This window comes from Pseudomonas fragariae (ex Marin et al. 2024) (genome assembly GCF_059621105.1).
This window is the reverse complement of sequence record NZ_CM184369.1, coordinates 954,094-978,488: the sequence shown is the minus strand read 5'-3', so window position 1 is coordinate 978,488 and position 24,395 is coordinate 954,094. Positions and strand designations below refer to the sequence as shown.

Here is a 24,395-nt window from a genome sequence, read left to right as displayed (position 1 = left end):
GTTGTCTGCTCCTGCTCGAGCAGACAACCTGACCACCCACCTTGTCCAGAAGCATCACCCCACGCGCCATACTGCCGATTCGATGATGCAGAAGTCCCCGCCTCCCAGTGCAAATCTATCCCCCGTCAAACGTCCAATCACCTCAAGCTGGTCGCTTCATTCATGGCTGCGTCCGTGCTCTGGAATCAACTGACTTTGTACACGCCTGAAGCACCGCGCCTCCAATCAAAGCGCTGTCTCGCACCGTTTATCCGGGTCGATTGCGCAGCTGTGGTCGAACTCTTGTTGAACTCCGGCCAGACTCGACCCACTCCGAAATGGCTTCTTTCCAGACTTTCCGGATGCGGGTAAAAAGACACCACGATATGCGATTTGCGCCTCAGGGCAGCCATCGGATACGGGCTTTCTAACAGCGCCAACCGATACATTGCGATCCACCCCAAACCCCGCCTCGGCGGGGTTTTTCATTGGGCGAAATACAAGGAGACCCGTGCAAATGTTGAAAGACTACCGATGCGGACAGTGCAAGAAGCTGCTGGCTCGCATGGGTGACTACACCGAACTCCAAATCAAGTGCTCCCGCTGCGGGACGCTGAATCATGTGAAGGCCGCGAGCCTTGAGTTATCGCCTTTGAGCGAAAGAGGTACAGCAGCGTCGCTGCTGCCTCCCAAAGCTATTTAAAGGTATCAATTATGTCCACTAGCAGCTCTGCTGTAAGCCAGCTCAAAAATAGTCCTCTAGCAGGTCACATCAACTACGCACCCACTGTCTGGTCCCGGGCCGATGCGCTGAAGGTCAATGAAAATGACCCGACCACCAGGCAGCCACTGGTCAGTGCGGACTTCCCGGTCATGAGTGATACGGTATTCATCTGGGACACCATGCCGCTGCGCGAGCTGGATGGCACGGTGGTTTCGGTCAACGGCTGGTCGGTCATCCTGACCCTGACGGCTGACCGCCACCCCAATGATCCGCAATACCTCGACGCCAATGGCCGTTATGACATCAAGCGTGACTGGGAAGATCGTCATGGCCGCGCACGCATGTGCTACTGGTACTCGCGTACCGGCAAGGACTGGATCTTTGGTGGTCGTGTAATGGCCGAGGGGGTATCGCCCACCACACGAGAGTGGGCGGGCACACCCATACTGTTGAATGACAAAGGCGATATCGATCTTTATTACACCTGCGTCACGCCCGGCGCAGCGATCGCCAAAGTACGTGGTCGTATTGTGACGTCCGATCAGGGCGTGGAGTTGAAAGACTTTACCCAGGTCAAAAAGCTGTTCGAGGCCGACGGCACCTATTATCAAACCGAAGCGCAGAACTCGAGCTGGAACTTTCGCGACCCCAGCCCGTTCATTGACCCCCGTGACGGCAAGTTGTACATGGTGTTTGAAGGCAACGTCGCCGGTGAACGCGGCTCGCACACAGTAGGGAGTGTCGAGCTGGGTCCTGTGCCACCAGGTCATGAAGACGTGGGCGGGGCCAGATTCCAGGTAGGTTGTATCGGCCTGGCGGTCGCAAAAGATCTCACTGGTGAAGAGTGGGAAATACTTCCGCCCTTGGTGACAGCCGTCGGCGTGAACGATCAGACCGAGCGTCCGCACTATGTCTTTCAGGACGGCAAGTATTACTTGTTCACCATCAGTCACAAGTTTACGTATGCCGATGGTATTACAGGACCAGACGGTGTCTACGGTTTTGTCGGCGAACATTTGTTCGGCCCGTACCGGCCAATGAACGCTTCCGGCCTGGTGCTCGGCAATCCGCCCGAGCAGCCTTTCCAGACGTATTCCCACTGCGTCATGCCGAACGGCCTGGTGACTTCATTCATCGACAGCGTGCCCACCGAAGGTGAGGATTATCGTATCGGCGGCACCGAGGCGCCGACGGTGAGAATCCTGTTGAAGGGGGATCGCTCGTTCGTGCAGGAAGAATATGACTACGGTTACATTCCTGCGATGAAAGACGTGCAACTGAGCTGACACGCCGTCCACGTACGATGCCTGAAGAACGCCTGTGCAAGCAGGCGCTCTTCAGGCGTTCAGCCCAGCAACTCGCTCATCGCGATGATCTGCTCGGCCATGGCTACCTACCAGCGTCCTGGAAGGTGTCGTACTCGTTAATGAACAGGCATTTCAAAATGCCCATGCATGGACAGCGTATTTCGTTTCCTCAGAACCCTGCACACAGGAGAAACCGCAATGGCGACCGCGAACAAAAATCTCAAGGCGACCTGGGTCGCAACCGTTACGAATCTTGACTGGCCGTCAGTCTCATCTCTGGCCATCACTGATGAGGCTGTACGTGTCAGTACACAGAAAGAAGAGTTGACCCGCATTCTTGATGACATTGTGGCCATGAAAATGACTGCGGTTATATTCCAGGTTGTTCCCTGCGCAGATGCATTCTACGCATCAGACCTGCTTCCATGGTCGAAATACCTGACGGGGACGCTTGGGGAAAATCCCGGCTTCGACCCGCTGGCTTATGCCGTTGAGCAGGCGCACGCTCGTCATATCGAGCTGCACGCATGGGTGAACCCGTACCGCGTATCAATGAACACCAGCGATGCCACAATAGAAGAGCTGAGTAACTCATCCTCTGACTCGCCGGCCAGTGTGTTTAAACTGCATCCTGAATGGACAGGCACTTCAGCGAAGCGCTTTGTTCTCGATCCCGGCATACCTGAAGTTCAGGCGTGGGTGAGTAGTATTGTTGAAGAAATTGTCACTCAATACGATGTGGATGCCATTCAGTTCGATGATTATTTTTATTATGAATCCGCAGATTCCCTGCTCAATGATGACGCGACCTACCAGACATACAATACGACCTTTACCACAAAGGCCGACTGGCGACGGAATAACACGTATTCGCTGGTTGATGCATGTCATAAAAAAATAGCCGCCGTTAACACGGATGTCTTGTTTGGTATCAGCCCGGCAGGCGTCTGGCGGAATAAATCTGACGACCCGCTGGGGTCTGATACGCAGGCCGGTGCACCTAATTACGATTTCGCGTATGCAGACACGCGGAAATGGGTCATTGACAGCATCATTGATTATATTGCCCCGCAGGTCTACTGGCCGTTTGCCCGGGAGGTTGCCCGCTATGACGTCATCACCCAGTGGTGGGCGGATACCGTCAGGGGTACCGGCACAGCGTTATATATTGGTATGGCTCTGTATAAAGTGGGAACGGCATCAGCAGCCGAGCCCGACTGGACTGTTGAGGGGGGCGTGCCTGAAATGACTCGTCAGCTTGACCTGAATGATTCTCTGGCTGAAGTATCCGGGTGTATGTTTTTTCGACATATGTTTCTGCGGGCTTCGCAGACACAGCAGGTGGTTGATTACCTGAAGCTTCGCTGGGCCGACGTCTAATTTTTTGTTGGGCTTCTGCGCAATGGGGAAGCCCTTATAATAAGGCTTTTTTAAAATGGATTTCGCCCGCTCAATACAGGCAATATTGGCTCAACCGTTCGTTGAAATCGTCCTCAAGTTTCCGTTTTTGAGAGATGCGCAACGGATGTCATGGTGAATTTTCCTGGCGGCTGGATATAGACGTAGCTCCACGACCAGACGCTCCATGAAGATTATTTATTTTTCCACGTGGTAGACACCGGATTCGTGACGGTATTTTTTTCCTGGGTATAAGTGCCGTTCTGCTGGGCAAGGGCCTCGCCGGTATCAACAATAGCGTTCTGGATGAATATGTTTTGCTTGTCTCCACGAACGAACGTTAACTGATGAAAGGCCGTTTTATTCCCCCAGTCGCTAGAAGGCAGAGAAATGAAACGCACAGTGAACGTTTCCTCATCTACATTGCCCTCTATGGAGTAAACGCCATAGTGGTTTTCACCCTGCGAAATCAGTTTGTAGGTGCCGTTATCGTAATAATAAATTTCGGCATCGGGGAACGGTTTTTTGTCGTACATTTTACGGTAATGCAGCACTTGCTTAATGGTGGGCTGACCGAAGCTAACCGTGAGTTCTTTACCATCTACCGAGGTGGTCAGTCCTTCGGCGTGAGCACCGTTCATGAGCAGTAGCAGACTTGTGGTTACTGTTGTGATTAATTTCACTTCACTTTTCCTCGTCTGATTCTATGGATGACGTTGCGTCAACGTACTGAGACGGTTATCTACGTTGGCAATGTTACAATTTTCGGGTATGTACTGCATACCATTTATGAACTAGTCAGCCTGCGGCTGCCAATTGCCCATCGCGTAGCATCAGGAAACCGCGTGGTCCATCAGAGCTACCACAGAGCTGCGCTTTAATATGACAATTGCAATACATCATAAAGCCCACCTATCCTCATTGCTCACTTCGCTGAGAATGAATGTATGCGACATATACGCCCCGAAATGCTGGAACTGGCCGGATGGGTCGGCAGGTCAGGCTAATCAACTGCGTTAGAGCTTTGTAGACATACTCAATCTGCCATTATCGGCCGATGTATAGCGCTGCCGAAGGACACCTTTTCTATTGGACTCAAAGCGACTGCTCTTGAGTCCTGATCTTCAACCCTGATACAGCTGGGCGAAAATGGTCGGGGTAACCTGAAAGGTAAGCAGCGGCAGACTGTGCCGGTGATATTCAGCCAGGCAGAACAAGAGGAGAGCAATCAAATCACGCGCAGCGACCAGCACCGATTCGCAAGACTGGGCGCACGGCGTCAACCCTTGGCTGAAGACACCGTCGACCAGCAGCTGTGGCAGATGCTCATGGACAATCGCGCTTTGGCCAGCGATCCCATTGATCCAGAGGCGGAGGCGTCGAGCAAAAAGGCTCTTGCCGAAACTATCTACGTGTTAACAAAATTGAACAAAGCGACAAAAATAGGTGCCTGGCCGCGGAACCTCAAAAAAAGACTGTCGTTCTTTATAACAACCAAGGAGGCTGACTTTGCCAGCCTTCATCGTCATCCGGTTTAGCGATCACCTATTAGCCGGCGTGGAGCCTTGATCAGGAGGGTTGTCGCGACGGCACTCCTCCCACTCCCTGCTTCCCAATGCCTCAGCGAATAACCTGAATCAATCGTAAGCGCTCCATAGACCCCACTTGGCTAAAGATGGGGTTTATGGAGCGCTTACCCATATTTCGCATCAGGCGGCGGCTGAGCGTGGTCTCACCTGAAAATGCACGCAACAAAAAAGGCGTCCCTAAGGACGCCTTTTCTGTTGGACTCAAAACGACTGTTCTTGAGTCCTGATCTTCAACCCTGATACAGCTGGGCGAAAATGGTCGGGGTAAGGGGATTCGAACTCCTGACATCCTGCTCCCAAAGCAGGCGCGCTACCGGACTGCGCTATACCCCGATGATGCTAAAAAACACCTCCGAGGAGGCGTTTTCTATTTGGGTGACGCTTGTGGCGTCACTCCCTAAGATCCAGCCAGATACAAACTGACCAAAAATGGTGGGTCGTGTGGGATTCGAACCTACGACCAATTGGTTAAAAGCCAATTGGTCGAAACGCTGAGGCAGGACCCCGCTTGAGATCGTTCAGTATCCCAAACCGCAGTCTCTAATGTCCCCATTAGAGGCTTTAAATCATGTACATAACCTCGCTTTTGTCCACCAAAGGTGGTGTCGGTAAAACCACTTTGGCTGCCAACATCGGCGGCTTCTGCGCCGACGCCGGCTTGAGGGTCCTCCTCATCGACATGGACCCTGTACAGCCTTCACTGTCCTCCTATTACCCAATGGCACAGGAAGTCAGCGGTGGCATATTCGACCTCATCGCACATAACCTGACTGATCCAGAGCGAATCATATCGAGGACAAGCATACCGAACCTGTCCTTGATCTTGTCGAACGACCCCAACAACCAGTTGATTAGCCTCCTGCTTCAGGCTGCGGATGGTCGTCTGCGATTGGCTTCTCTGCTGAAAGCTTTCGAGGGTCAATTCGACCTGATTCTCATTGACACCCAGGGCGCACGAAGCGTCATGTTGGAGATGGTGGTTTTAGCGTCAGATCTTGCTGTATCCCCGTTGCCACCGAACATGCTCAGCGCCCGCGAGTTTAACCGTGGGACGCTGCAAATGCTTGACGGACTGCGTCCTTACTCGAGGCTTGGCCTGCACGTCCCTCAAATCAAGGTTGTAGTCAACTGCCTCGACCAGACCGTTGACGCTCGCCAGATCCATGACGCAATCAGAGTGACCTTCGCTGATAGCAAAGAGATCGAGGTACTTCAAAGCACCGTCCCTGCTTCTGTAGTTTTCCGGCAGGCATCGACGTCGGGTATGTCTGCGCACCGGATCGAATACAAACAACCGTCCAACCGTCGAGCCCCGAGTGCGCTTCAGATCATCCGTGAACTGGCGATAGAGGCTTTCCCACAATGGAAAGACCTCTTTGAAGCTATGACAGAGTCGGCTGTAGCGAAAATCGTCAAAGAGGATCGCTGAAATGGGGACGCCACATCTCACCGACGCATCCGGCATTACTCCTGAATTAATGGGCAAGCTCAACGATCAGTACAACTCATCGCAACTGCGCGCCGCTCAGACCAAGCTTACGAACACGTCACGTGAGCTCCGCAATTTAAGCTCCAGCCATAAGATGGCCCGCGGCTTGACTAGCCGACTGGGTGACTACTTGAGCGTGGAACAGCGTGAACTGCTCGCACAGGCCGCGCAGCTCCTTGAATCAGTGAACTCTCATGTAGAGCATGCTAAGGAAAAACGTGTCGGCGACGAGAAAACGGCCAAACGTCGGCAGGACGCGCGAAACGCAAGAGCGAAACAACTGATTGCTGCTACATATCCTCTGCCCACTGAGAGCCTGGACCAGAAACTTGATCTCCTTAAATCAGTGCTTTTATTCAACCGCACCGGTGCATACGACGGTTTCTACACCACAGTCGAGCTCAATAGCAGAATCAGACGCGATCTTCTGACACCGTTTAGCCAACTGATAGGTTGGACCAGCCTGACAGCTTATCGAGTGAGTTGCCTGGACTCACTTCGTCACCAGCTCGTTGAAGCTCTGACTAATAACATCTCTTACGACGATGGATCTGATGTCGAGGACCGGCTTGCCACTCTGAAGTCAAAAGCCCGGGAAGAGCGGGCTAAAGCTGAGCTCACTGCTGATGAAAGTGAGACCCTCAGACTCTGGAGAGAGGCTCTGGCAGTTGAGGCAGTACCGGAGGTACGGCCATGAGCATTGACCGCCAACGGATAATCGACAAAGTCATCAAATGCTTCGCACTGGCCCGTTCTGCGGGTGCCTCTCCTAATGAGGCTGAGACAGCCCTGCGGCAAGGCCGCAAGCTTATGGAGCAGTACCAGCTCGAAGAGCTGGAGGTGGACGCCCACCTCGCGCGCGAGGCGTCAGTATCTGCCGGTACAAAGCGAGCGCCAGCGAGTTGGCTGCACAGCCTGGCAGGCACGTGCGCGAGCGCCTTCGACTGCGATTGTTTTGCTTTCCCCTCACGGCCTGGAGATTGGCATTTCAAGTTCGTCGGGTTGGGTGTCTCGCCCGATCTGGCGTGCTATGCCTATTCCGCGCTTCATCTGCAGCTTGTTTCGGCGCGTCGTCAGCACGTATCGCAGCTCAAACGCTGCAATCCAACCACCAAAAGACGACGTGGACGGATTTTTGCCGAAGCATGGATCAATGCGGTGGCCAGCAACGTTTACAAATTCGCCGGTCGACAAAACGCTGAAACTCAACAAGCGATAAGCGCTTACCTCCGTTTGCATCACCCGACCTTGATCGAAAAAGATCTTGAGCCCACCTCTGTGAAGGGCCACGACCTGAAATCTCAACATCAGGGCTGGACGCAAGGTTCTAGAGCCGCGTTGCACAGAGGCGTCGATCAGCGCTCCCAGTCCCCGGCAAGAATCGGGAGGGCTTGATGGACATTTCTCATATGTCACCTCCCCACTCCGTGGAAGCTGAACAAGCTGTGCTTGGCGGACTGATGCTTGATAACGAGTCCTGGGACCTGATCGCAGACCGTATCAAAGCCGATGATTTCTACCGAGCCGAGCACCGTCTGATATTCCAGAGCATTGCTGGGCTGGCTGAATCGAACAGGCCATTTGACGTGGTCACGGTTTCTGACTCCATTGCGGCGATAGATGCTGCTGGGGGCTTGGCTTACCTCAGTGAGCTCGCCAAAAACACTCCTTCTGTGGCCAATATCAAGGCTTATGCAGAAACAGTGAGTAACCGAGCTCATCTACGCCGGATTATTTCACATGGCTATGCATGCACCCGGGAGGCGTCAGATCCTCAAGCGAATGCGTCTGAGGTACAGGACATTATCGAGCAGCAGCTGTTTGCATTGGGACAAGGTCGGCAGACTTCTGACTTTGTAGACGTAAACAAAATGCTTTTTCGGGTAGTAGACAAGATAGATCTTCGCTTCAACGCTGGGGAGTCGGTGGTTGGATTGCCCACTGGTCTTGCCGATCTGGACGAATTGACGGGCGGACTACAACCAGCGGATCTGATCATCATTGCGGCCAGGCCCTCCATGGGCAAAACCAGTCTGGCGCTCAACTTGGTGGACGCTGCGCTTCAAAAAGATGCTGAGTCCACCGTTCAGATCTACAGCCTGGAGATGCCGGCCGAGGCGATTATTTACAGGCTCATCTCGATCCTGGGGCACCTGAACCTGGAAAAGTTGATACGTGGGCAGTTGGAGGATGAGGACTGGCCGAAGCTCACCATGGCAGTGGCAAAGATCAACTCGTATGGCGATCGTCTTGTAATTGATGACCAAGCTGACCTCACTCCTTCGGCAATCCGTGCTCGGGCTCGCAGAGGCGCACGGCGTTTCGGTAAGCCAGCCCTGATATTGCTCGATTATCTGCAGATGATGAAATGTCCAGGTAAGGAAAATCGGACCAATGAAATCAGTGAGATATCTCGGTCACTCAAGGCTTTAGCCAAAGAGTTCGACTGTCCTGTCGTGGCGCTCTCTCAGCTCAACAGAGAACTTGAGCGGCGTCCGAACAAGCGACCTATCAATGCAGACCTCCGTGAGTCTGGCGCGCTTGAGCAAGACGCTGACCTGATTCTATTCGTTTATCGGGACGAGGTTTACAACCCCGACAGCGAGCAAAAAGGGATCGCCGAGCTCATTCTCAGCAAGCATCGAAACGGCGCGCTCGGCACCGTCCGAACGGCCTTCATCCCCCAACACACTCGCTTCGAAAACCTCTCGGCCGCCGCATGGCAAGGAGCTTGATCATGAGCGCGCGCAATAAACCTCTTTGCATAACTCATGAGTGTCGCACTTGCGACCACCACCACCCTTTCACTGCGGTCATGCCAGCAGGAAAAGGTGCGCCCGAATGCCCTTCGTGCCACAGCGGTGAAGTCGTCGAACTGGAGCTGGTGCACCCACAGTGGAGCGTCGTTGCCTCCAGTAAGGCACCAGACAGCAAGGAGTACACCGTCGTGTTCCGCATGAGCCCAGGTACTTCCAGAAAGGCTTTCATGAAAAAACTCACTGACACCTTTGCCGACCACGAGGTTGAAATCCTCGAGATCCAGTCGGGTGACAAGCTCAGCGGTTCGGGAGGCCAGTGACATGCAGCCCTATCACACCACTGAAGAAGATTTGCCGATCCAGTCGGACCGGGAAAAAGAGCGCCTCCGGAGCGATATCGAGAAGGCCATGGCTGATTACTTAAGTCGTGGAGGCGCTATCAACCAGGTTGAAGCGAGCCAGCGCTCGAATGACAGCTCGTTCGTTATCAATTCTGAAAAAACCGCACAGTTGAAGGCGGATACCACCACTCGTGGGCGGAAAAAAACAAACGATCTGACCGACACAGAGCTGGCGCGACTGCTGAAAGCGCACTGCACAGCAGGGGCATCACTGGCGTCCGCCGCTGCGACGCTCAATCAAACACGGAAACGTTGTGAAGCAATAGCTCGTCGCTATCAGATCCCCTTCCGCTCTGCTGCTTTTACAAAAGCGAGGGCGCGGTCATGAGCAATACATCCACGTCTCTTCGAGGCAGGAAAAAGTCCCTGCAGGACTTGGCTGAATTCGCCATTTCACAGGGATGGGCAGTGCATCGCACTCATGGTGGGCATATCAAGTTCACCAAAGGTGGGTGTTCACCCATCTTCACTTCTTTCACACCCAGCGACCACAGGGCCGGCCTCAATGCTCGCGCTCAACTGCGCCGCGCACAAACCCACAGCCAGATTGGAGATCGCCATGCTGAATAACGAAGCTGTGAATATTCGTGAGGACGACAAAGACGAGAAATTCGTCATCCGCCTACCTACCGGAATGAGGGGCCGGGTCCGTGGGGCTGCGAAAGCAAACCATCGCTCAATGAACTCAGAAATCATAAGCCGTATTGAAGCAACGCTTCGTCACGAGCAGGAGATTGCGAGGCTTACGGCTGTGATCGATGTACTGCTCAAAGGCGGAACACCTACCAGCAACGTCATCCAACTTCCTGAGGTGGGCCAATAATCATGGCTAACAAACTCACAGCAGATCAAATATCAGGGAAGTTGTTACAAGGCTCATTCAGTCGATCTGGCCCCGCGGTCGATCAGCTGCCGGATCCGATTGTAGATACGCCCATGGTTCTCACCCTGGACGAGATGAAAGCTTTCGAGCAAAACCCGCGCACCGTCACCAATGCGAAGTACAAAGAGATCAAAGATTCCATCAGGCAGCGCGGCCTGGATCATCGCCCTACAGTTACGCGTCGACCTGGCGAAATTAAATTCACAATCAACAACGGTGGCAACACACGCCTGCAGATTCTCCGGGAGCTATACAGCGAAACCGGCGAAGACCGCTTCTATCGGCACAATGTCCTGTTCCGGCCTTGGGACTCAGCACGAGGGGAGATTATCGCGCTCACAGGTCACCTTTCGGAGAACGATCTTCGCGGTTCTCTGATGTTCATCGAACGAGCGGTGGGTATAGAAAGTGCTCGTGCCATTTATGAGAAAGAAGCTGGTGAGCCCATTTCTCAAAGAGAGCTGGTTCGGAGACTAACTGCAGACGGCTATCCGGTTTCTCAGCCACATATCAGCAAGATGCAAGAGACAGTTCGCTGCCTTCTTCCAGTGATACCCAGTGCGCTTTATTCAGGTTTAGGAAAGCCTCAGATCGAGCGTCTCCTTTCGCTACGCAAGGCTGCTGGCCAGACCTGGCTCACGCATACAGAGGGGAAAGAACACATCCCTGACTTCGAAGGTTTGTTCCAGGACGTACTTTCGCTGTTCGATGGAGAGGCAAGCGAGTTTGTATACGAGCGGGTTCAGGATGAGCTGATCAGTCACATGCAGTCGGGAACGGGGCTATCTTACGAGCAGCTCCTGCTCACACTGAGTGAAAATCAGAACCAAGCACGGCGTTCATCTGTGATCGATACGCCAGTGAGTTTGACCCCAGCTCAACAGCCTCGGCCTGGGGGTGTTCCGCCTGAGGGTAACGATCCGGGTAGCGATCAGCAACAGGAACCAGGCATTCAGGCTCCCCCATCTGAGGCTGAAAAAACCAAGGGCAAACAGGACGTATCACCGAAGTCCTCAAAAAACGAAGCTGACAAGCCGCCGCCTCAGGCTCCTGAACAGAGCGAGGAGGAGCGCGCAGCAAGGCTTGCCGGACATATCGTTAGCCCGATATCCACCACTGAACGTGTGCAGGATGTAAAGCGGCAGTTGGCAGCCCTCGATGGGGAAAATCTGCCCGACTTCAAGAAAAATGCGCTGATTTCGATACCCGTCCAAGCGGGTGGGTTACATCCTATCTCTGACGTCTGGTACATCGAACGTATCCTCGATCAGCCGGATGAATTGCGGCCGGTAATCGCTCAGCTCGCCCGGGAAATCGCCCACCTGTCAGACATCAATCCAGACAGCGTGATTGATGTCCCAGGTGGTTTGGGCTTCCTCTGCCAAGACCCTCCTGAAGATGTAGACCTCAGCGATCTGGCCAATAACGTACTGACCCTTCTCCAGTCGATTAGTGGGGTGTACGCAATTGCCTTGATCAAAGAGTCCCCCGAGCAACCACTGGATGTGTCCGAGTTTCAGTTCACCGCCGCGCTGGCCCAGTTGCTGTTAGGTAGCCCGAGATACGAAGACCGTGAAGCAATTCTCCAGGGACGCTTGGACGATACCTGCATCGTGAAGCTCTTCCGACTCATTCGCCTTGGCCGACGGCTGGTTGAGCTGGAAATGGGAAGCGTCAGCGTGGTTCAGACCCCGTGAGGTTTTTTTCCGACGTTGTGAGACAGGAGTTTGGTCATGTCGAAAAAACATAACCCCCTCAACGAAGCCATGGTCGCGCAAATTCTGCATCATTTGCGCAATGGTGAAGTGAGGCGTTGCCTTGATATGGGACTGGACCCAGAAATTCTGGCACTGCTCCAGCATCCCTCATCACAGAGTGTGTTGCTTAACTCTGCAGTTATCTGGTGCCGAGTGGCAGTTGATCCGGACATGGTGAAGCGTCTGCTAGCGAACAAGGAGCGCACCGATCAGGAAAACAGAATCGTGCAGCGCGCGCTTCGCTTAGGGGCGACTACACCAATGCTGCAGGAGTTCTTCGGCATGTCCCCTCAAGAAGTGTCTTTGCAACGGGTACTGGTAGGTGTTCCTGGACGCCCTGGACGATTCAGAGACATTCCTGATGACGCACCTCTTTGGCATAGGTTCGTGCAGCTGATGGAAGAGTACAGCGTGGATCATACGGACGGTGTCGCATTACTTGATATCGCGATGATGCTGACAGAGGAGATTAACGTACCTCCTGAAGAGCCCCACAGCCTGCCTCCGGACCAGATCACTCTGGGCCTCGTCTGGAACAAGATTCAAGGATGGCTGGCTCAGGACCTATACCCCACTGGCAAGAAGCGTAAATCGGCAAGCCTCGTAATGCTGGGGGAGTCTCGTCAACAGTCGAAAGCAAACGCTAATCGGAGCCGGCCAGGTCAAAGCCAGACCAACAAGCCCGTGGGCAAGGTAGAAGGCGACCGGATGTGATAAGGATGAACCGGCGCCCTTCTCTGGGGGGAGCCATTAATGCCGCTGCCGGGGCTCTACAAAATCATCTGCTGCTCCAGCAATTAAAGCTGGCCCAACAGCAGAACCCTGGCTCAGATCATAGAAAGTCGGTTGCTGGCTCAGAAACTGAAGAGACACTCGACGGCATCGTTTTCAGTGGAAATCCACATGAGACAGTGCCGCGAAGCCTCCTGCTTGATGATCGGCTTTCACCGCTTGAACGCAACGCTTGGCAAGTCTTCAGACTGCTTATCAACGCAGACGGCATCACAGCCTTTCCAACTTATGAACAACTGCGTCCCTACCTTGGCTCAGTCCCAGGAAAATTCGCATCCAGAGAGACTGTAGCGAAGGCGCTGACGGTGCTCCGCTTGACGCGCTGGCTTAGTCTCGGGCGGCGAGTGAGAGACTCACTGAGTGGTCGAATGCAGGGGAACGTCTACATCCTGCATGACGAACCGGTCGGTTGTGTTGAGGCCATGGAGCTTGATCGCGATTACCTGCTGCTTGTAGGCCATTCCCTCGAGCATGCGAATAAAGCTGTCAGGACCGTGGCAGATTTGGCATTCAAAGAATTCGCAGCCGACCCGAATCAATCGACAGGTGTACTGCCCACGCGGCTTGATGTCATTGAGAGTAGATGGCGGAGTCAGGGTTGGCATGATGCTTCGAACACCGTGGATCGCAAAGAAAACCAACCTGAGTTCGGAATCCGAACTCGGCAAGAAAGCGAGCCTGAGGTACTGAGTTCGGATTCCGAACTCAGCAAAATCAGTGAGAAAGTGAATCTCGATACACCGAGTTCGGAATCCGAACTCAGTCTAAAATCAGCGTCATACGGTACAGTTCGGATTCCGAACTCATATAGTACGTATACGAATACAAATACATCTGTATGTAAAAGCTCTGTACCGCGCGAGGCAGTGAGCGCTCCAGTTGATCTACCTCTAGGATTTGAAAGGTTTACTGAGGATCAACGCTTCAGGGCGATGACCGCATTGCAGAGCGTCGAGCCAACACTGCGAGAACCGTTGCTTGATCAATGGCGCCATCGTTGCAATAGCGGTTCCGTGAAAAACCCATTCGGTTATCTGTTGAGCTGCATGCAGAAAGCCCTGAGTGGGGAATTCAACGCCCAGTGGCAGGCTCCAAGAGCGTCAGCTCAAAATTCACAGGCGCACTCCCCCAAGCCGAAACATCTCAGCAACGCGCCTGATCAACCAAAGCCAACTCCCCCGCCTCCCGTCAAAAAAGTCTCGCCGCAAAATCGTGACGAGTCTTCACTGGCTGCCGGGCGCAGCTCAATGATGGACATCAAGCGGATAATTCGACCGAGATCACAGGGTTGAACAGTTCAGCTGAATGCTGCCATCCGGGCAAGCACTTAGATGCCTCTGGCGTCACGTCCAACACCGATCGGGGTGATGCCACTGGCATCACTTTCAGCGCCGATCAGGGTGATTCCACTGGAATCACTTTGAGCACCGCCCAGGGCGATGCCACTGGCATCACTTCCTGCACCGACCAGGGTGATTCCACTGGAATCACTTCCTGCACCGACCAAGGTGATGCCACTGGCATCACTTCCTGCACCGACCAGGGTGATTCCACTGGAATCACTTCCTGCACCGACCAAGGTGATGCCACTGGCATCAATTTCAGCGCCGACCGGGGTGATGCCACTGGCATCACTTTCAGCACCGATGAGGGTGATTCCACTGGAATCACTACCGGCACCGGTCTGGGTGATGCCACTGGCATCAATTTCAGCGCCGACCGGGGTGATGCCACTGGCATCACTTTCAGCGCCGATCGGGGTGATTCCACTGGAATCACTTCCAGCACCGCTCTGAATCATTCCACACGCAAGCCCACGAAAATCAGGGTCTCCGTCAAAAAACCATTCCGATCAAGAAACGGTTTGTTACTGACCCTGTGTTGTACGCACAGGCAGTCTTGCCTCGCCCTATCAATCATTTCTTATAAAGGAAGCGCTCAGCATGGCTGACAACTTTCAGCTCAACCTCGGTTCATTGCGAAGCAGCGTCAACCTGACGCTGCACACCCACCATGCCTCGCGCCTCTGGTTCGGGCGTCAACGCACCGAAGGCAAGCCAGGCATGATCGGCCTGAGCGGCTTTGCCAACATCCTCAATCGCATCAAGCGTGGCTGCGAACAGGACGATCCTTATTCAGACTGGTTTCTGATCCTTATAGAAGAGAAGATCGCCGACTCTGAACAGGAAATGAAAGATATCGACGCCAGGCTGGACCAGGTAATGGCCTCACTGCCCCCGATGCTCTCGATAGGTCAAAACCTGTCCGTGCAGCCAGTGACACTGCCGCTTTTCCTGTCCACGCCGTTGGCGTTCAAAGCGGTCTTCTTGCTTACTTCCTATGACGAGCTGGTACGGCGCATTCTTCTGGCCAGCCACGTCGGTCTGATAGACAACAATGCCAAAGGCCAGTGGCTCGATGAGGGGGCTGCGATCCTACGTCGTCTTTTCGGCCTGAGTCAGCGCTGGAAATTCTCGGGAGCAAGCCGAGATGATTTTGCGGCCAAGAACGCACGCTCTGAGCAAGCTCGTGAGATGTACGCATCGTTTGGCGAGATCCCTCAGGACATCTTGGAGGGAACGCGCAAATCAAGCTTCGCGCCGTCCCCCTCCGCGACATCAACTGGCACGATCAATGATGACGATCATGAGGGCGGCTTCGAGGAGGCCATCGTCCTGGGCCTGCCGCACCAAGACACGCCTGATCCTGAGTCAGACAAGTGAGCAACGTGACAGCCAACACCGCGCACCAGACTCAGGAGAGCCACAGCCTGCAACAGGGTGCCTTCCAACCCCTGCAACAGGATGCCTTCATCGGACTGCAACACGCACCCTTCCTAAAAGGCCTTTTAAAACCTTTTAAAGGTAAGGGGGGGATGCTCCAGTTGGCAGAGTTATGCCGGTCCCTTGAAGCCGATCTGAATGCGCTGGCTGAAGATCAAGTGCTGGCCCAGGCGAACAGGCATCCCTACACCCTTCTACCTGTGCGGATGGTTCGGCAACGCACAAGCGCTGGCACAGTTTTTCTTCGCTGGCAGGAGATGGGCACTCGGCAGATGGGAGTCAATGTCTGGTCCAGTTTGCTGGCCGATCCCAGAACACCCGAATCACTGCTCCAGGATCTGCACTCCATGGAACAGCAGCGCGTTGCTTTAAACATGCAAATAAGTCTGGTCCATACCATCGGCCGACAGGCCGCAGAGTGCGCCGAGAAGATGGCCCAATCAGATGCCGTTTACACAGGACGGCTGCAACAGATCTCACAATCCAGCGGCACTACTACCCCACACACCCAGAAGGAGTCCTAACATGGGCACATCAGTAGATTGGGAAGGCAACATCGGCTCTGCTCCAGAATTCAAGGAGTTTGCCAACGGCAACAAGGATCCACGCCGCTTGCTACGGCTGAACGTTTACTTCGACAACTCGATTCCGAAAGCCGATGGATCAGGCTATGAGGACCGGGGCGGATTCTGGGCCAACGTCGAGTTCTGGCACAAAGAAGCAGAGCACTATGCCAACCTTTATCAGAAAGGCATGAGGGTGCTGATCCAAGGCCGGGCGATCATGGATAGCTGGACCAAGGATGGTGAGGATTTTTCGGCGATGAAGGTGCAGGCTTCGCGCGTGGCGATCCTTCCAGCCAGAATTGAAGCCGTGCATTTAACGCAGTCCCAGCCTCAACAGGCGACGCGTTCTCAGCCGGCGCAACCGGCGCAGAACAACAGCAACGACGCACCACCGGATTTCGACGACGATATTCCTGTGTAGCACGCCTCCCCAAAAAATCGCGCCCTCTGCGTGATGCTGCTGGTGGAAACGAAACTGATCAGCGTCGTTCTTCACCAGCAAGCAGCTCCTTCTGAACTGTTTACGCCCCGGATCAAAAAAACGCCCTTTACGTGGATCAGTTGGTGAAAGAAGCCTCACTGACCTTGCCCCTGAAAAACGTATCCCTTGCCAGGTGCCTCAATAGCCGCAAGGATACGACATGACTAAGCCCAAGACAGATCGCGTTAAATACACCCTTGAGTTCAAACTTGAGGCCGTGCGACTGGTCGATACAGGCCTGACGCTTGCTGCCGCTGCCCGCTCTCTGGGTATATCCGACCAGACCTTGTTCAACTGGGTCAAGGCGCATCGCCAAGGCAGGCTGACCGGCGCTGACATCAAGTCTGTCACTCCCGAGCAGATGGAGATAAGCCGTCTACGAGCCGAGCTGGCACGCGTCAAGATGGAGCGCGACATTCTGGAAAAGGCGACGGCGTACTTCGCAAAAGCATCCAGCTGAAGTACGCGTTCATCTTTACTCATCGCCGTCTCTGGCCTATCGGTGTGCAGTGCCGGGTGCTGGGCGTCAGTGCGACCGGCTTTCATTGCCACCAAGCTCGCTGTGCAGTTAATTGCCCTCAACGAGGTTTAAGCGACGCAGCATTGCTCGTCCACATTCGCGCCGCTCATGCCCGCAGTCGTGGCAGCTACGGCTGGCCCAGGATCTGGCACGGTTTGCTGGCTGACGGCGTTCGCGTCGGCAAAGAGCGTGTGCAAAAGCTGATGCAGCTTCATGGTATTTGCGGCAAGGGCAAACGACGTTTCAAAGTGACCACTGATAGCGCTCATGACTTACCCATTTCGGAGAACCTGCTGGATCGCCAGTTCGCCGTGATGGAGCCTGACAGAGCTTGGGTGGGCGACATCACCTACATCCCGACAGATGAGGGCTGGCTGTTTCTGGCGGTAGTGGTAGACCTGTTCAGTCGCCAGATCGTGGGCTGGTCGATGGACGAGCGCATGAAAAGCAGCCTGGTGATTGATGCGTTGCGCATGGCCTGGTTCAAGCGTCATCCACATAAGGCCTCCGGACTGCTGTTTCATAGTGATCGCGGGAGCCAGTACGCCAGCTTTGATTTTCGTCATGTCCTTCAGGGCTACGGGATTGTCAGCTCGATGAGTCGACGGGGCAATTGCTGGGATAACGCGTGCAGCGAGACCGTGTTCGGCTCGTTGAAGGTGGAACGTCTGCATGGCTTGAAATTCAAAACCCGACGCGCTGCCAAGGACGAGGTCATTAACTGGCTGCTGTGGTACAACCAGGAGCGCCTGCACTCGACGCTTCATTACGTAAGTCCGATGCAATACGAGCAGAACTGGCAAAGGCAACAACCTTAGATACTCAACCCCGACGCCGGGTTAAGGGATACGTTTCTCGGGGGCAAGGTCACACCTCGTGAATCCCTAATTACGATAAATCTCTTACAGGACGAATCTGATGATTCTCAACAACTTTGTAACCTATGTCATCCGCATGCCGGACGACACCGCATCAAGGACCGCTCTGACTACTGAATTGAATGAGGCGGTTATCAGGAATGGAGGGGAGTTGACCGGAAAATCACTAGAGGATGAAGTTACGCTCAATGAGCTGTTTGAAGCACGGATGAACGACCTGGATGCCCAAGAAGCCCGGCGGGAAGCTAGGGAGCTGGCGGCAGCTGAATACCTTGAAGATTGAAAAATTCGCCTCGTTCGTGAAGCCTTGGATGTATCCGATTTACTCCACGGGAATCCTCAGTTGTGAGAACAGCCCCTACAGCTACGCACGAGACTTCGGATCGGCGTCGATTCAACAACCCTCACCATGCCGTGATGCTCGCGGGTGCTGAAGCGGCGCTTAAAGGCATCCCTCTCCACGAATGCCCCTACCGGCATCCAGCCATGCGCGCATCGTGGCTAAAGGGGTTTGCCCAGGAGCAACAGCAAAGCTTCAAGTTTTGACTCAGGGCGATTAACCCCTCCCCCCCCATTTACGGTTACGCATGGCGAGCGCAGATCAGGTCTAGGACAGTGCTGCCTCAAGTCACTTTGAGCTCATTGATTCATGACCGCCGAGCCTATTTGCGAAACAACTTTCGTCCAAACTCTTCTCGATATTGCGAAATTCCCAGAGCGTCATCGTGCTGTTGCCAATACATGGGCTGATCATTTCGACGTACCGGCGGAAGGGCGTGACGAGTTCATACTGCACTACCTGACTCACACCTCATCAACTCGATGCTGGTGCGTTGCTCTTCACAACGAGGAGTCGGTGGCACGTCCAACTGTGGCGCGGCTCGGCAGGCAGCTGCAATACTTCGATGGCCAGCTGATTTCAGCTGTACGATTTGATGATCAGAGAAAAGTCCCGGGCCGCGCACCGAGTCCAAGCCAAGCGTTGAAGCTGGCTCATGAGTTGATTACCCATGATAGCGCTAATGCTCTTCTGACTTCATTCTGCAAACCAGCACGGGATCTGGCGCGGGATGAAGCGGAACTCAGTATAAGACCACTGACGAAGTACAATTTGGGCGCGCTTAGTTCAGAGGGCAGGAACAAACGTTTTTACGCCCCACGCGGCCGATTTTACATCACCAGTATCGGCGCCGCAGTGAAGAGGTTTTGTCAGAGTCTCGACCAGGAGCTGCTGCATGCAGTGCGCTCCGTACAGTGCCCTTCAGCCAAACTTTACAACTGGCTCGCTCAAGGCGATCGCACACGTCGACTACAGGCCTTGAAAGCACAACCGGTGTTGGTGCCGGTATTGATCGTCGGGGTTGGAATGCCTTGGCCCATGATTGCAGGTGGACTACTGGAGGAATGCCCATGGCGCGAACTTCAGGAGTTTTGCTGTTCATGGGAGGGTGAAACCGTCATGGATGGGGCTGGGTTCTTAGGGCGATCCGTAGACACAGGCTTGCCTTTAAATAGGGTCTTAGCATGGTTGTTCTCAGTCCCGACGTCCGCGATCCGATTCCTTGGCCAGCAGCGGGTCTACGACACCGGCAGCGCGCTCAGGCGTTTGAATTCTGAGGGCCTTGAGGCAGGCTGGGAGCATTTGATCGCGGGCTCTGTGCTAGGCAATCGTCGCCCGAGAACGAAAGCAGAATGGCGTTTTTTCTATGCGTTCCGGTCAGCTATTCCATGGCAATTACTTCGACCCTTGCGTGACATGAACAATCTTTTGGTGGGCTGCCCTACCGACTGGGCAGACCCTGCCTGGTCAGGCATGGCGGCCAAACTTGTTGATTTCAGAGAGCTGTTCGACAATCTAGAACGCGCTGGAAGTTGCGAGGCTCGTAACACCAAGCGCCGGCTGTACGCGTTCCTAAGCGGTTTAAACTTCCGCCAAATTTCCAATGTAGTCGATGCGTTCCATGGAGCACTCGCAGACATCAGAGCGAGGCTGGAGCGGGATTACCCACCTGAGCCATCTGACTGTTTCACAAGGTGGCCGGGGCTGCTGCTGGGCAGTGATCCAATCACCTGCAGTGTGACCGGTTTGCAGATTGTCGAATTACGCTGCCCAGCAGACTTAGACCAGGAGCATCGCTCTCTGGGTCACTGCATCGACACATACGACTTCCGTGCATACTCGGGCAACTGCCGACTCTTATCCATCCGATCTGGCGAACTGCCGCTGGCATCGGTCGAGCTCACACTCAGAGCAGGCCGTAATGAGCGAGTGAATGGCGACTTTACACTTCAGCATTTGCATATCACTCAGATCAGAGACCACAAAAACGCGACTCCGGATGCTCACTCGCCTGTGATGAACGCATTCGAGATGTTCATGGCAGCAGTCAGGAGCGGTCGTATTCCCGTGCTCCTGCAATGGCCAAATATGGCGATGAAGATGGCGCGTTATGCTGACGAAAATTCGATCTTCAACATCCGATTTGGTGAGGAAATCGTGGGCTGGGCTAAAAGCTTGTTGGACAGGGGGCTCTGAAGATGGGATCGCCTCGATTGATGAACAAGCGACCGGTCCTGCTGCGCAAAGCCATTTTCGATGGCTACGACTTCGGGCTGTCGCTCAGTTACCTCCAAGGTGCCAACAAGCTTTTGCTTCGCCGGAGGGGCTTTTTCATACGAAGGTCTGATCACCCGCTGAACCAGTTTTGGCGTGTGCCCAAAGACAAGTTGCTCGACGACCTTGATGTTCTGTACCGCGAGCTGGCAGAGCTCGCAGACGGCAAACACATCGAGAGCTGGCAAGCATTCAGAGACAGGATCACCTCTGCCCAGTCCGACGTGCACCGTGAAGCATTCACCTGGGGGATGAAGTTCCGGCTAGCGCCGCTGGCAGAAGGTGGTGTGATCCTGTCGGGTGATTTTCATCCTGGTGCGGTAGCAATCGCCAAGCGCATGCGTGGGGTGTTCCTCTCAGCGGGCAAAGCTTGGCGGGTGCAGGGCACACCAGAATTGGTTCGCAGCAACCTGATTCTGGAACTGGGCTTGGACGAAGATCAGTTCGAAATTCTGGACACGCTGCAGGAGTTGCTCGCTGACGGGTCGGTCAAGGCGGTGAATGAGGTCACCAGTATCAGTCTGGGTGGCCACTCTCCGGAGTCGACCAAAAGCGAAGAGGAAGTTTCAGATTCAGGTATCTACCTGGCATCTGTCCCATCCATCAGAAACACCGAGTTGACCAGTGGCGATATCGATGAGGCGCTGGAAGGATTCTCGCTGATGGATCATCAACCAGAAGGTATCAAGCACCTGTTGCAGCGCACGAGCGCGCTACTGGCCGACGACATGGGACTGGGCAAAACTCGCCAGGCGGTGATTGCCGCTGGCATACGGGCCCAAGGTAAGCCGGTTCTGGTGATTTTGCTCAACAGCCTGATCATCAACTGGCAGCGTGAGATCCTGATGGTGTTTCCACAGGCTCAAATCGCAATGCAAACTTTTGATGCGAACGCTGGCTGGATCATCGTGAACTACGAGAGGCTGGGTGATTTTGTCATGCACGCGAATCGCTTCGCGGTGATGGTCATTGACGAGGCTCACCGACTCAAGGAACCCACTGCAGCATGGACACGCCACGGCTTCGACATCGCGGCTCAGGTACAAAACCGCTACTTGTTGACGGGCACGCCTGTGCTCAATCGCGAAGCCGAGCTGCACACACTCCTCAGGCTTTCAGGCCATCCAATCGGACAACTGCCCCTCAATGAGTTCTGCGAGCGATTCGCCGGCAGTCCTGAGTTTCGCAAGACGCTTAGAGATGAGATATCCGACTGGATGCTTCGTCGCCGTAAGGATGTGCTGCCCAACCTGAAGGGGAAGCAGCGGCAGACTGTACCGGTGATACTCAGCCAGGTAGAACGTGACGAGTACAACCAGATCATGCGGAGCGACCAGCACCGATTCGCAAGGCTGGGCGCACTGCGTCAACTGCTCGAACGCGTGAAGGTACGGATCCTGGCGGATCTGATGGCCGAGCTGGACGTCGACGACAAGGTTATCCTCTTCTGCGAGTATCAGGAATCTGTAGCCACATTGCGTGAGCACTGCATGAAGATGGGCGTCGGGTGCGTGACGTTGGTAGGCAGTGACTCGCCCAAGAAACGACAGAAAGCGATTGATGCTTTCCAGCAGGATCCGGACTGCAGAGTGTTCATCGGGACCAGGTCGGCCGCCGGCACAGGCTACAACCTCACTGCGGCCAACTATGTCTTTTTTCTGGGGCTTCCATGGACACCGGGGCTTCAGGACCAAGCTGAAGATCGAGCGTATCGCAACGGGCAGTTGCGCATGGTTGTCGTCAAAATCCCTCTAGCTGAGGACACCATCGACCAGCAGCTGTGGCAGATGCTTATGGAGAAGCGCGCCCTGGCCAGCGATCTGATCGATCCGGAAGCGGAGGAGTCGAGCAAAAAAGCCCTTGCCGAGATTCTTTAATCGGCTGTGGCAGGAGGCCATGACTTCGAGCTATGTTGCTTAGCCAAGCCGCGTGGAGTCGTTACATGCCATGCCCCTTCAAAGCGCGCCAAAGAAAAAGGACGATCTGAGTGCTGAAACCAATTCTGAAAGAACCCAGTGTCAACGAGAGTGAGAGGGTCCTGTCTGCCATTGTGTCAAATACGTTCTTCAGTCTCTGGTGTTATCCGAGCCTGTTCCGCTCAACAGGCAAGGGTAAAGAGTTCGCCGACCTGACGATTTATTTCAACAACACTCTCGTCATTTTCTCGGACAAAGGCCATGTCAACTTTCAGGAGCACAATGATATCCAGTTGGCCTGGAGCCGCTGGTACCGGGCTGCAGTCAAGGAGTCTGCAAAGCAGCTGCATGGGGCTGAGAGTTTGGTCAGAAACCATCCCGACAAGCTCTTTCTCAACAGTAAGCTGGAGGATCCGTTCCCGTTCGATTTGACTAAACCAGGGTTGAAGATCCATCTGGTAGCGGTCACTGGCGGGATTGGTCAGCACGCCCAGCGTTACTATGATTCACTAGGGGCCGGTAGTAGGGGAACACTTGTGTATAGCTACCAGGCAGATGAAGATTATTTGCTGAAGAAGCCGTTTCTAGTAGGAGATGTTGATCCACGAAAAACATTTGTCCATGTACTCGATGAAAGCGGTCTGAAGCTACTGTTTGAGGAGCTTTGTACACCGGAGGATTTCATCCACTTCCTAGACACCAAGGAACGGGTTATCCGAAGTGGAGCCTTATTATCCAGCGCTGGGGAGGAGGAGACGCTCGCGTCGTATTTGCAAGAAGAAAGTGAACACGGCTTCGGCGATCTCAGGGTAACAGCTGGCTATGAAGGCCACTGCTTCAGGATCCCAGAAGGGGAATGGAAATATTACAGGCAGACTGTTGCATACGCGCTCCGCCATGCCCACAAGAAAAACGCAAAGCTCTGGAACCAGATCATTGCTCGGTTCGCTGATGCCATTACTGGTGCATGTGTGGGAGAGGCCAAGGATGTTCCTTTGCTTGGGCATTCAGATGCTCTTCAAATCCTGGCTTCTGAGAACCTATATTCAAGCAGCTTTCTAGCATCTTCCTTGTTCGAGAAGTTCAACCAGGTGCCCAAAGGCATGCGCTCTGCGCGAACAGCACCGTCCACTGCCAAGCCAGACCGTTTGTACATATTCCTGTTCTTCCCTTGGGATGACAGCTTTGCGTCATATCAGGAATACCGTGAGGCACGGAGGGATTGCATGCAATTGTACGCAAGCGTGGCGATGTACAAATATCAGAAGGCGAGGGAAATATTGATTTTCGGAGCTGACACAAAACGCAGCCAAGTTGCATCTGAGACAATCATCGCCGTTGATGCGAGTGTTCCCCTCACAAGCGAGGGCCGAAAGATGGCTCAGCATGCAATGAAGACCTTACACATCCTCGATCACGTTTCAGAAAGAGTGATCCAAACATCCAATTCTGGCGCGGATGTCGGACGTAATGACCCGTGTCCGTGTGGATCGAAGAAAAAATACAAAAAGTGCTGCATGGGTACAGGCATGCATTGAGCTGTGGAGTTGTCGCGTAAT

The 24,395-nt window shown here is 54.1% G+C and carries 25 protein-coding genes, 1 tRNA gene and 1 pseudogene; 24 read left to right on the top strand and 3 right to left on the bottom strand.

Features of this window, described 5'->3' with window-relative positions; genetic code table 11:
- Positions 1–496: 496 nt before the first annotated feature.
- From AC54XV_RS04370 to AC54XV_RS04360, 3 genes are all read left to right on the top strand, one after another.
- Positions 497–682, top strand: coding sequence for a Com family DNA-binding transcriptional regulator (locus AC54XV_RS04370; RefSeq protein ID WP_003403367.1), 186 nt, complete (start codon positions 497–499; stop codon positions 680–682).
- 11 nt (positions 683–693) lie between these two features.
- Entirely contained in the window at positions 694–1,989 is a 1,296-nt protein-coding gene (locus AC54XV_RS04365) for a glycoside hydrolase family 68 protein (RefSeq protein ID WP_058398836.1), read from the top strand.
- A 219-nt stretch (positions 1,990–2,208) separates the two neighbouring features.
- On the top strand, positions 2,209–3,390 hold the full coding sequence (locus tag AC54XV_RS04360; protein ID WP_058398835.1) for a glycoside hydrolase family 10-like protein: 1,182 nt from the start codon (positions 2,209–2,211) through the stop codon (positions 3,388–3,390).
- A 212-nt stretch (positions 3,391–3,602) separates the two neighbouring features.
- On the opposite strand, the gene AC54XV_RS04355 is transcribed toward AC54XV_RS04360, so the two are convergent.
- A complete protein-coding gene (locus AC54XV_RS04355) occupies positions 3,603–4,091 on the bottom strand; it encodes a hypothetical protein (protein ID WP_024641445.1) in 489 nt (162 codons plus the stop codon).
- Positions 4,092–4,691: 600 nt separating this feature from the next.
- Here AC54XV_RS04355 and AC54XV_RS04350 point away from each other — a divergent pair.
- A pseudogene (locus AC54XV_RS04350) lies at positions 4,692–4,946 on the top strand (hypothetical protein); the annotation flags it as partial.
- A gap of 307 nt (positions 4,947–5,253) precedes the next feature.
- Here the strand turns inward: AC54XV_RS04350 and AC54XV_RS04345 are convergent.
- Positions 5,254–5,330 (bottom strand) — tRNA-Pro (locus AC54XV_RS04345).
- A gap of 235 nt (positions 5,331–5,565) precedes the next feature.
- Between AC54XV_RS04345 and AC54XV_RS04340 the strand changes: the two genes are divergently transcribed.
- From AC54XV_RS04340 to AC54XV_RS04290, 11 genes are read left to right on the top strand one after another with little or no spacing between them, the layout of a single operon-like run.
- Positions 5,566–6,426 (top strand): ParA family protein, encoded by an 861-nt coding sequence (locus AC54XV_RS04340; protein ID WP_016567513.1) that lies wholly within the window; start codon positions 5,566–5,568, stop codon positions 6,424–6,426.
- 1 nt (position 6,427) lies between these two features.
- Positions 6,428–7,183 carry a hypothetical protein gene (locus tag AC54XV_RS04335; RefSeq protein WP_496718008.1) on the top strand — a complete coding sequence of 252 codons (756 nt, stop codon included), beginning with the start codon at positions 6,428–6,430 and terminating at the stop codon, positions 7,181–7,183.
- Positions 7,180–7,881: a DUF2786 domain-containing protein gene (locus AC54XV_RS04330; protein ID WP_187598750.1), complete on the top strand. Its 702-nt coding sequence runs from the start codon at positions 7,180–7,182 to the stop codon at positions 7,879–7,881. Before AC54XV_RS04335 ends, AC54XV_RS04330 begins: the two co-directional genes overlap by 4 nt.
- Positions 7,881–9,221 carry a replicative DNA helicase gene (gene dnaB / locus AC54XV_RS04325; protein ID WP_187598747.1) on the top strand — a complete coding sequence of 447 codons (1,341 nt, stop codon included), beginning with the start codon at positions 7,881–7,883 and terminating at the stop codon, positions 9,219–9,221. Before AC54XV_RS04330 ends, dnaB begins: the two co-directional genes overlap by 1 nt.
- A 2-nt stretch (positions 9,222–9,223) precedes the next feature.
- Positions 9,224–9,565, top strand: coding sequence for a hypothetical protein (locus AC54XV_RS04320; RefSeq protein ID WP_129450539.1), 342 nt, complete (start codon positions 9,224–9,226; stop codon positions 9,563–9,565).
- A gap of 1 nt (position 9,566) precedes the next feature.
- Entirely contained in the window at positions 9,567–9,974 is a 408-nt protein-coding gene (locus tag AC54XV_RS04315) for a hypothetical protein (RefSeq protein WP_129450541.1), read from the top strand.
- Positions 9,971–10,216 (top strand): hypothetical protein, encoded by a 246-nt coding sequence (locus AC54XV_RS04310; RefSeq protein WP_081019329.1) that lies wholly within the window; start codon positions 9,971–9,973, stop codon positions 10,214–10,216. Before AC54XV_RS04315 ends, AC54XV_RS04310 begins: the two co-directional genes overlap by 4 nt.
- Entirely contained in the window at positions 10,206–10,469 is a 264-nt protein-coding gene (locus AC54XV_RS04305; RefSeq protein WP_080266280.1) for an Arc family DNA-binding protein, read from the top strand. The genes AC54XV_RS04310 and AC54XV_RS04305 overlap by 11 nt, the downstream gene beginning before the upstream one ends.
- 2 nt (positions 10,470–10,471) lie before the next feature.
- Entirely contained in the window at positions 10,472–12,226 is a 1,755-nt protein-coding gene (locus tag AC54XV_RS04300; protein WP_496718004.1) for a ParB family protein, read from the top strand.
- A 36-nt stretch (positions 12,227–12,262) separates the two neighbouring features.
- Positions 12,263–13,000 carry a DUF2857 domain-containing protein gene (locus AC54XV_RS04295; protein ID WP_016567507.1) on the top strand — a complete coding sequence of 246 codons (738 nt, stop codon included), beginning with the start codon at positions 12,263–12,265 and terminating at the stop codon, positions 12,998–13,000.
- Positions 13,001–13,005: 5 nt separating this feature from the next.
- Positions 13,006–14,370 (top strand): STY4528 family pathogenicity island replication protein, encoded by a 1,365-nt coding sequence (locus tag AC54XV_RS04290; protein ID WP_496718002.1) that lies wholly within the window; start codon positions 13,006–13,008, stop codon positions 14,368–14,370.
- Positions 14,371–14,405: 35 nt separating this feature from the next.
- Here AC54XV_RS04290 and AC54XV_RS04285 read toward each other — a convergent pair whose 3' ends face one another.
- On the bottom strand, positions 14,406–14,879 hold the full coding sequence (locus tag AC54XV_RS04285) for a mucin 17-like protein (protein WP_496718000.1): 474 nt from the start codon (positions 14,877–14,879) through the stop codon (positions 14,406–14,408).
- A gap of 142 nt (positions 14,880–15,021) precedes the next feature.
- On the opposite strand from AC54XV_RS04285, the gene AC54XV_RS04280 reads away from it, so the two are divergent.
- The 9 genes from AC54XV_RS04280 (at position 15,022) to AC54XV_RS04240 (ending at position 24,374) form a co-directional block, all read left to right on the top strand.
- Positions 15,022–15,801, top strand: a complete 780-nt coding sequence (locus AC54XV_RS04280) for a PFL_4669 family integrating conjugative element protein (RefSeq protein ID WP_129450549.1) — start codon at positions 15,022–15,024, stop codon at positions 15,799–15,801.
- Complete coding sequence (locus tag AC54XV_RS04275; RefSeq protein WP_129450551.1) at positions 15,798–16,385, top strand: DUF3158 family protein; 588 nt, start codon at positions 15,798–15,800, stop codon at positions 16,383–16,385. The genes AC54XV_RS04280 and AC54XV_RS04275 overlap by 4 nt, the downstream gene beginning before the upstream one ends.
- 1 nt (position 16,386) lies before the next feature.
- Complete coding sequence (locus AC54XV_RS04270; protein ID WP_129450553.1) at positions 16,387–16,848, top strand: single-stranded DNA-binding protein; 462 nt, start codon at positions 16,387–16,389, stop codon at positions 16,846–16,848.
- Positions 16,849–17,068: 220 nt separating this feature from the next.
- Positions 17,069–18,246, top strand: a protein-coding gene (locus AC54XV_RS04265; protein WP_162886835.1) for an IS3 family transposase whose coding sequence is annotated in 2 segments (ribosomal slippage) — positions 17,069–17,339 and positions 17,339–18,246 — 1,179 coding nt in all. Because the reading frame shifts where the segments join, the coding sequence is not laid out codon by codon here.
- Positions 18,247–18,346: 100 nt separating this feature from the next.
- On the top strand, positions 18,347–18,589 hold the full coding sequence (locus AC54XV_RS04260) for a hypothetical protein (RefSeq protein ID WP_129450555.1): 243 nt from the start codon (positions 18,347–18,349) through the stop codon (positions 18,587–18,589).
- Positions 18,590–18,651: 62 nt separating this feature from the next.
- Positions 18,652–18,852: a CrpP family ICE-associated protein gene (locus AC54XV_RS04255; RefSeq protein ID WP_074594578.1), complete on the top strand. Its 201-nt coding sequence runs from the start codon at positions 18,652–18,654 to the stop codon at positions 18,850–18,852.
- Between the two features lie 103 nt (positions 18,853–18,955).
- The gene (locus AC54XV_RS04250) at positions 18,956–20,842 is read left to right on the top strand and encodes a hypothetical protein (RefSeq protein WP_129450557.1); all 1,887 of its coding nucleotides are present in this window, start codon (positions 18,956–18,958) and stop codon (positions 20,840–20,842) included.
- Between the two features lie 2 nt (positions 20,843–20,844).
- On the top strand, positions 20,845–22,797 hold the full coding sequence (locus AC54XV_RS04245) for a DEAD/DEAH box helicase (RefSeq protein ID WP_496717997.1): 1,953 nt from the start codon (positions 20,845–20,847) through the stop codon (positions 22,795–22,797).
- A gap of 110 nt (positions 22,798–22,907) precedes the next feature.
- Positions 22,908–24,374 (top strand): YecA family protein, encoded by a 1,467-nt coding sequence (locus tag AC54XV_RS04240; RefSeq protein ID WP_129450562.1) that lies wholly within the window; start codon positions 22,908–22,910, stop codon positions 24,372–24,374.
- Positions 24,375–24,395: the final 21 nt, after the last annotated feature.

What these genes read in the sequence shown, in the direction of transcription:
- AC54XV_RS04370 (WP_003403367.1), top strand. Translation starts at nt 497, where the DNA reads ATGTTGAAAGACTACCGATGCGGACAGTGCAAGAAGCTGCTGGCTCGC.
- AC54XV_RS04365 (WP_058398836.1), top strand. Translation starts at nt 694, where the DNA reads ATGTCCACTAGCAGCTCTGCTGTAAGCCAGCTCAAAAATAGTCCTCTA.
- AC54XV_RS04360 (WP_058398835.1), top strand. Translation starts at nt 2,209, where the DNA reads ATGGCGACCGCGAACAAAAATCTCAAGGCGACCTGGGTCGCAACCGTT.
- AC54XV_RS04340 (WP_016567513.1), top strand. Translation starts at nt 5,566, where the DNA reads ATGTACATAACCTCGCTTTTGTCCACCAAAGGTGGTGTCGGTAAAACC.
- AC54XV_RS04335 (WP_496718008.1), top strand. Translation starts at nt 6,428, where the DNA reads ATGGGGACGCCACATCTCACCGACGCATCCGGCATTACTCCTGAATTA.
- AC54XV_RS04330 (WP_187598750.1), top strand. Translation starts at nt 7,180, where the DNA reads ATGAGCATTGACCGCCAACGGATAATCGACAAAGTCATCAAATGCTTC.
- dnaB (WP_187598747.1), top strand. Translation starts at nt 7,881, where the DNA reads ATGGACATTTCTCATATGTCACCTCCCCACTCCGTGGAAGCTGAACAA.
- AC54XV_RS04320 (WP_129450539.1), top strand. Translation starts at nt 9,224, where the DNA reads ATGAGCGCGCGCAATAAACCTCTTTGCATAACTCATGAGTGTCGCACT.
- AC54XV_RS04315 (WP_129450541.1), top strand. Translation starts at nt 9,567, where the DNA reads ATGCAGCCCTATCACACCACTGAAGAAGATTTGCCGATCCAGTCGGAC.
- AC54XV_RS04310 (WP_081019329.1), top strand. Translation starts at nt 9,971, where the DNA reads ATGAGCAATACATCCACGTCTCTTCGAGGCAGGAAAAAGTCCCTGCAG.
- AC54XV_RS04305 (WP_080266280.1), top strand. Translation starts at nt 10,206, where the DNA reads ATGCTGAATAACGAAGCTGTGAATATTCGTGAGGACGACAAAGACGAG.
- AC54XV_RS04300 (WP_496718004.1), top strand. Translation starts at nt 10,472, where the DNA reads ATGGCTAACAAACTCACAGCAGATCAAATATCAGGGAAGTTGTTACAA.
- AC54XV_RS04295 (WP_016567507.1), top strand. Translation starts at nt 12,263, where the DNA reads ATGTCGAAAAAACATAACCCCCTCAACGAAGCCATGGTCGCGCAAATT.
- AC54XV_RS04290 (WP_496718002.1), top strand. Translation starts at nt 13,006, where the DNA reads ATGAACCGGCGCCCTTCTCTGGGGGGAGCCATTAATGCCGCTGCCGGG.
- AC54XV_RS04285 (WP_496718000.1), bottom strand. Translation starts at nt 14,879, where the DNA reads ATGATTCAGAGCGGTGCTGGAAGTGATTCCAGTGGAATCACCCCGATC.
- AC54XV_RS04280 (WP_129450549.1), top strand. Translation starts at nt 15,022, where the DNA reads ATGGCTGACAACTTTCAGCTCAACCTCGGTTCATTGCGAAGCAGCGTC.
- AC54XV_RS04270 (WP_129450553.1), top strand. Translation starts at nt 16,387, where the DNA reads ATGGGCACATCAGTAGATTGGGAAGGCAACATCGGCTCTGCTCCAGAA.
- AC54XV_RS04260 (WP_129450555.1), top strand. Translation starts at nt 18,347, where the DNA reads ATGATTCTCAACAACTTTGTAACCTATGTCATCCGCATGCCGGACGAC.
- AC54XV_RS04250 (WP_129450557.1), top strand. Translation starts at nt 18,956, where the DNA reads ATGACCGCCGAGCCTATTTGCGAAACAACTTTCGTCCAAACTCTTCTC.
- AC54XV_RS04245 (WP_496717997.1), top strand. Translation starts at nt 20,845, where the DNA reads ATGGGATCGCCTCGATTGATGAACAAGCGACCGGTCCTGCTGCGCAAA.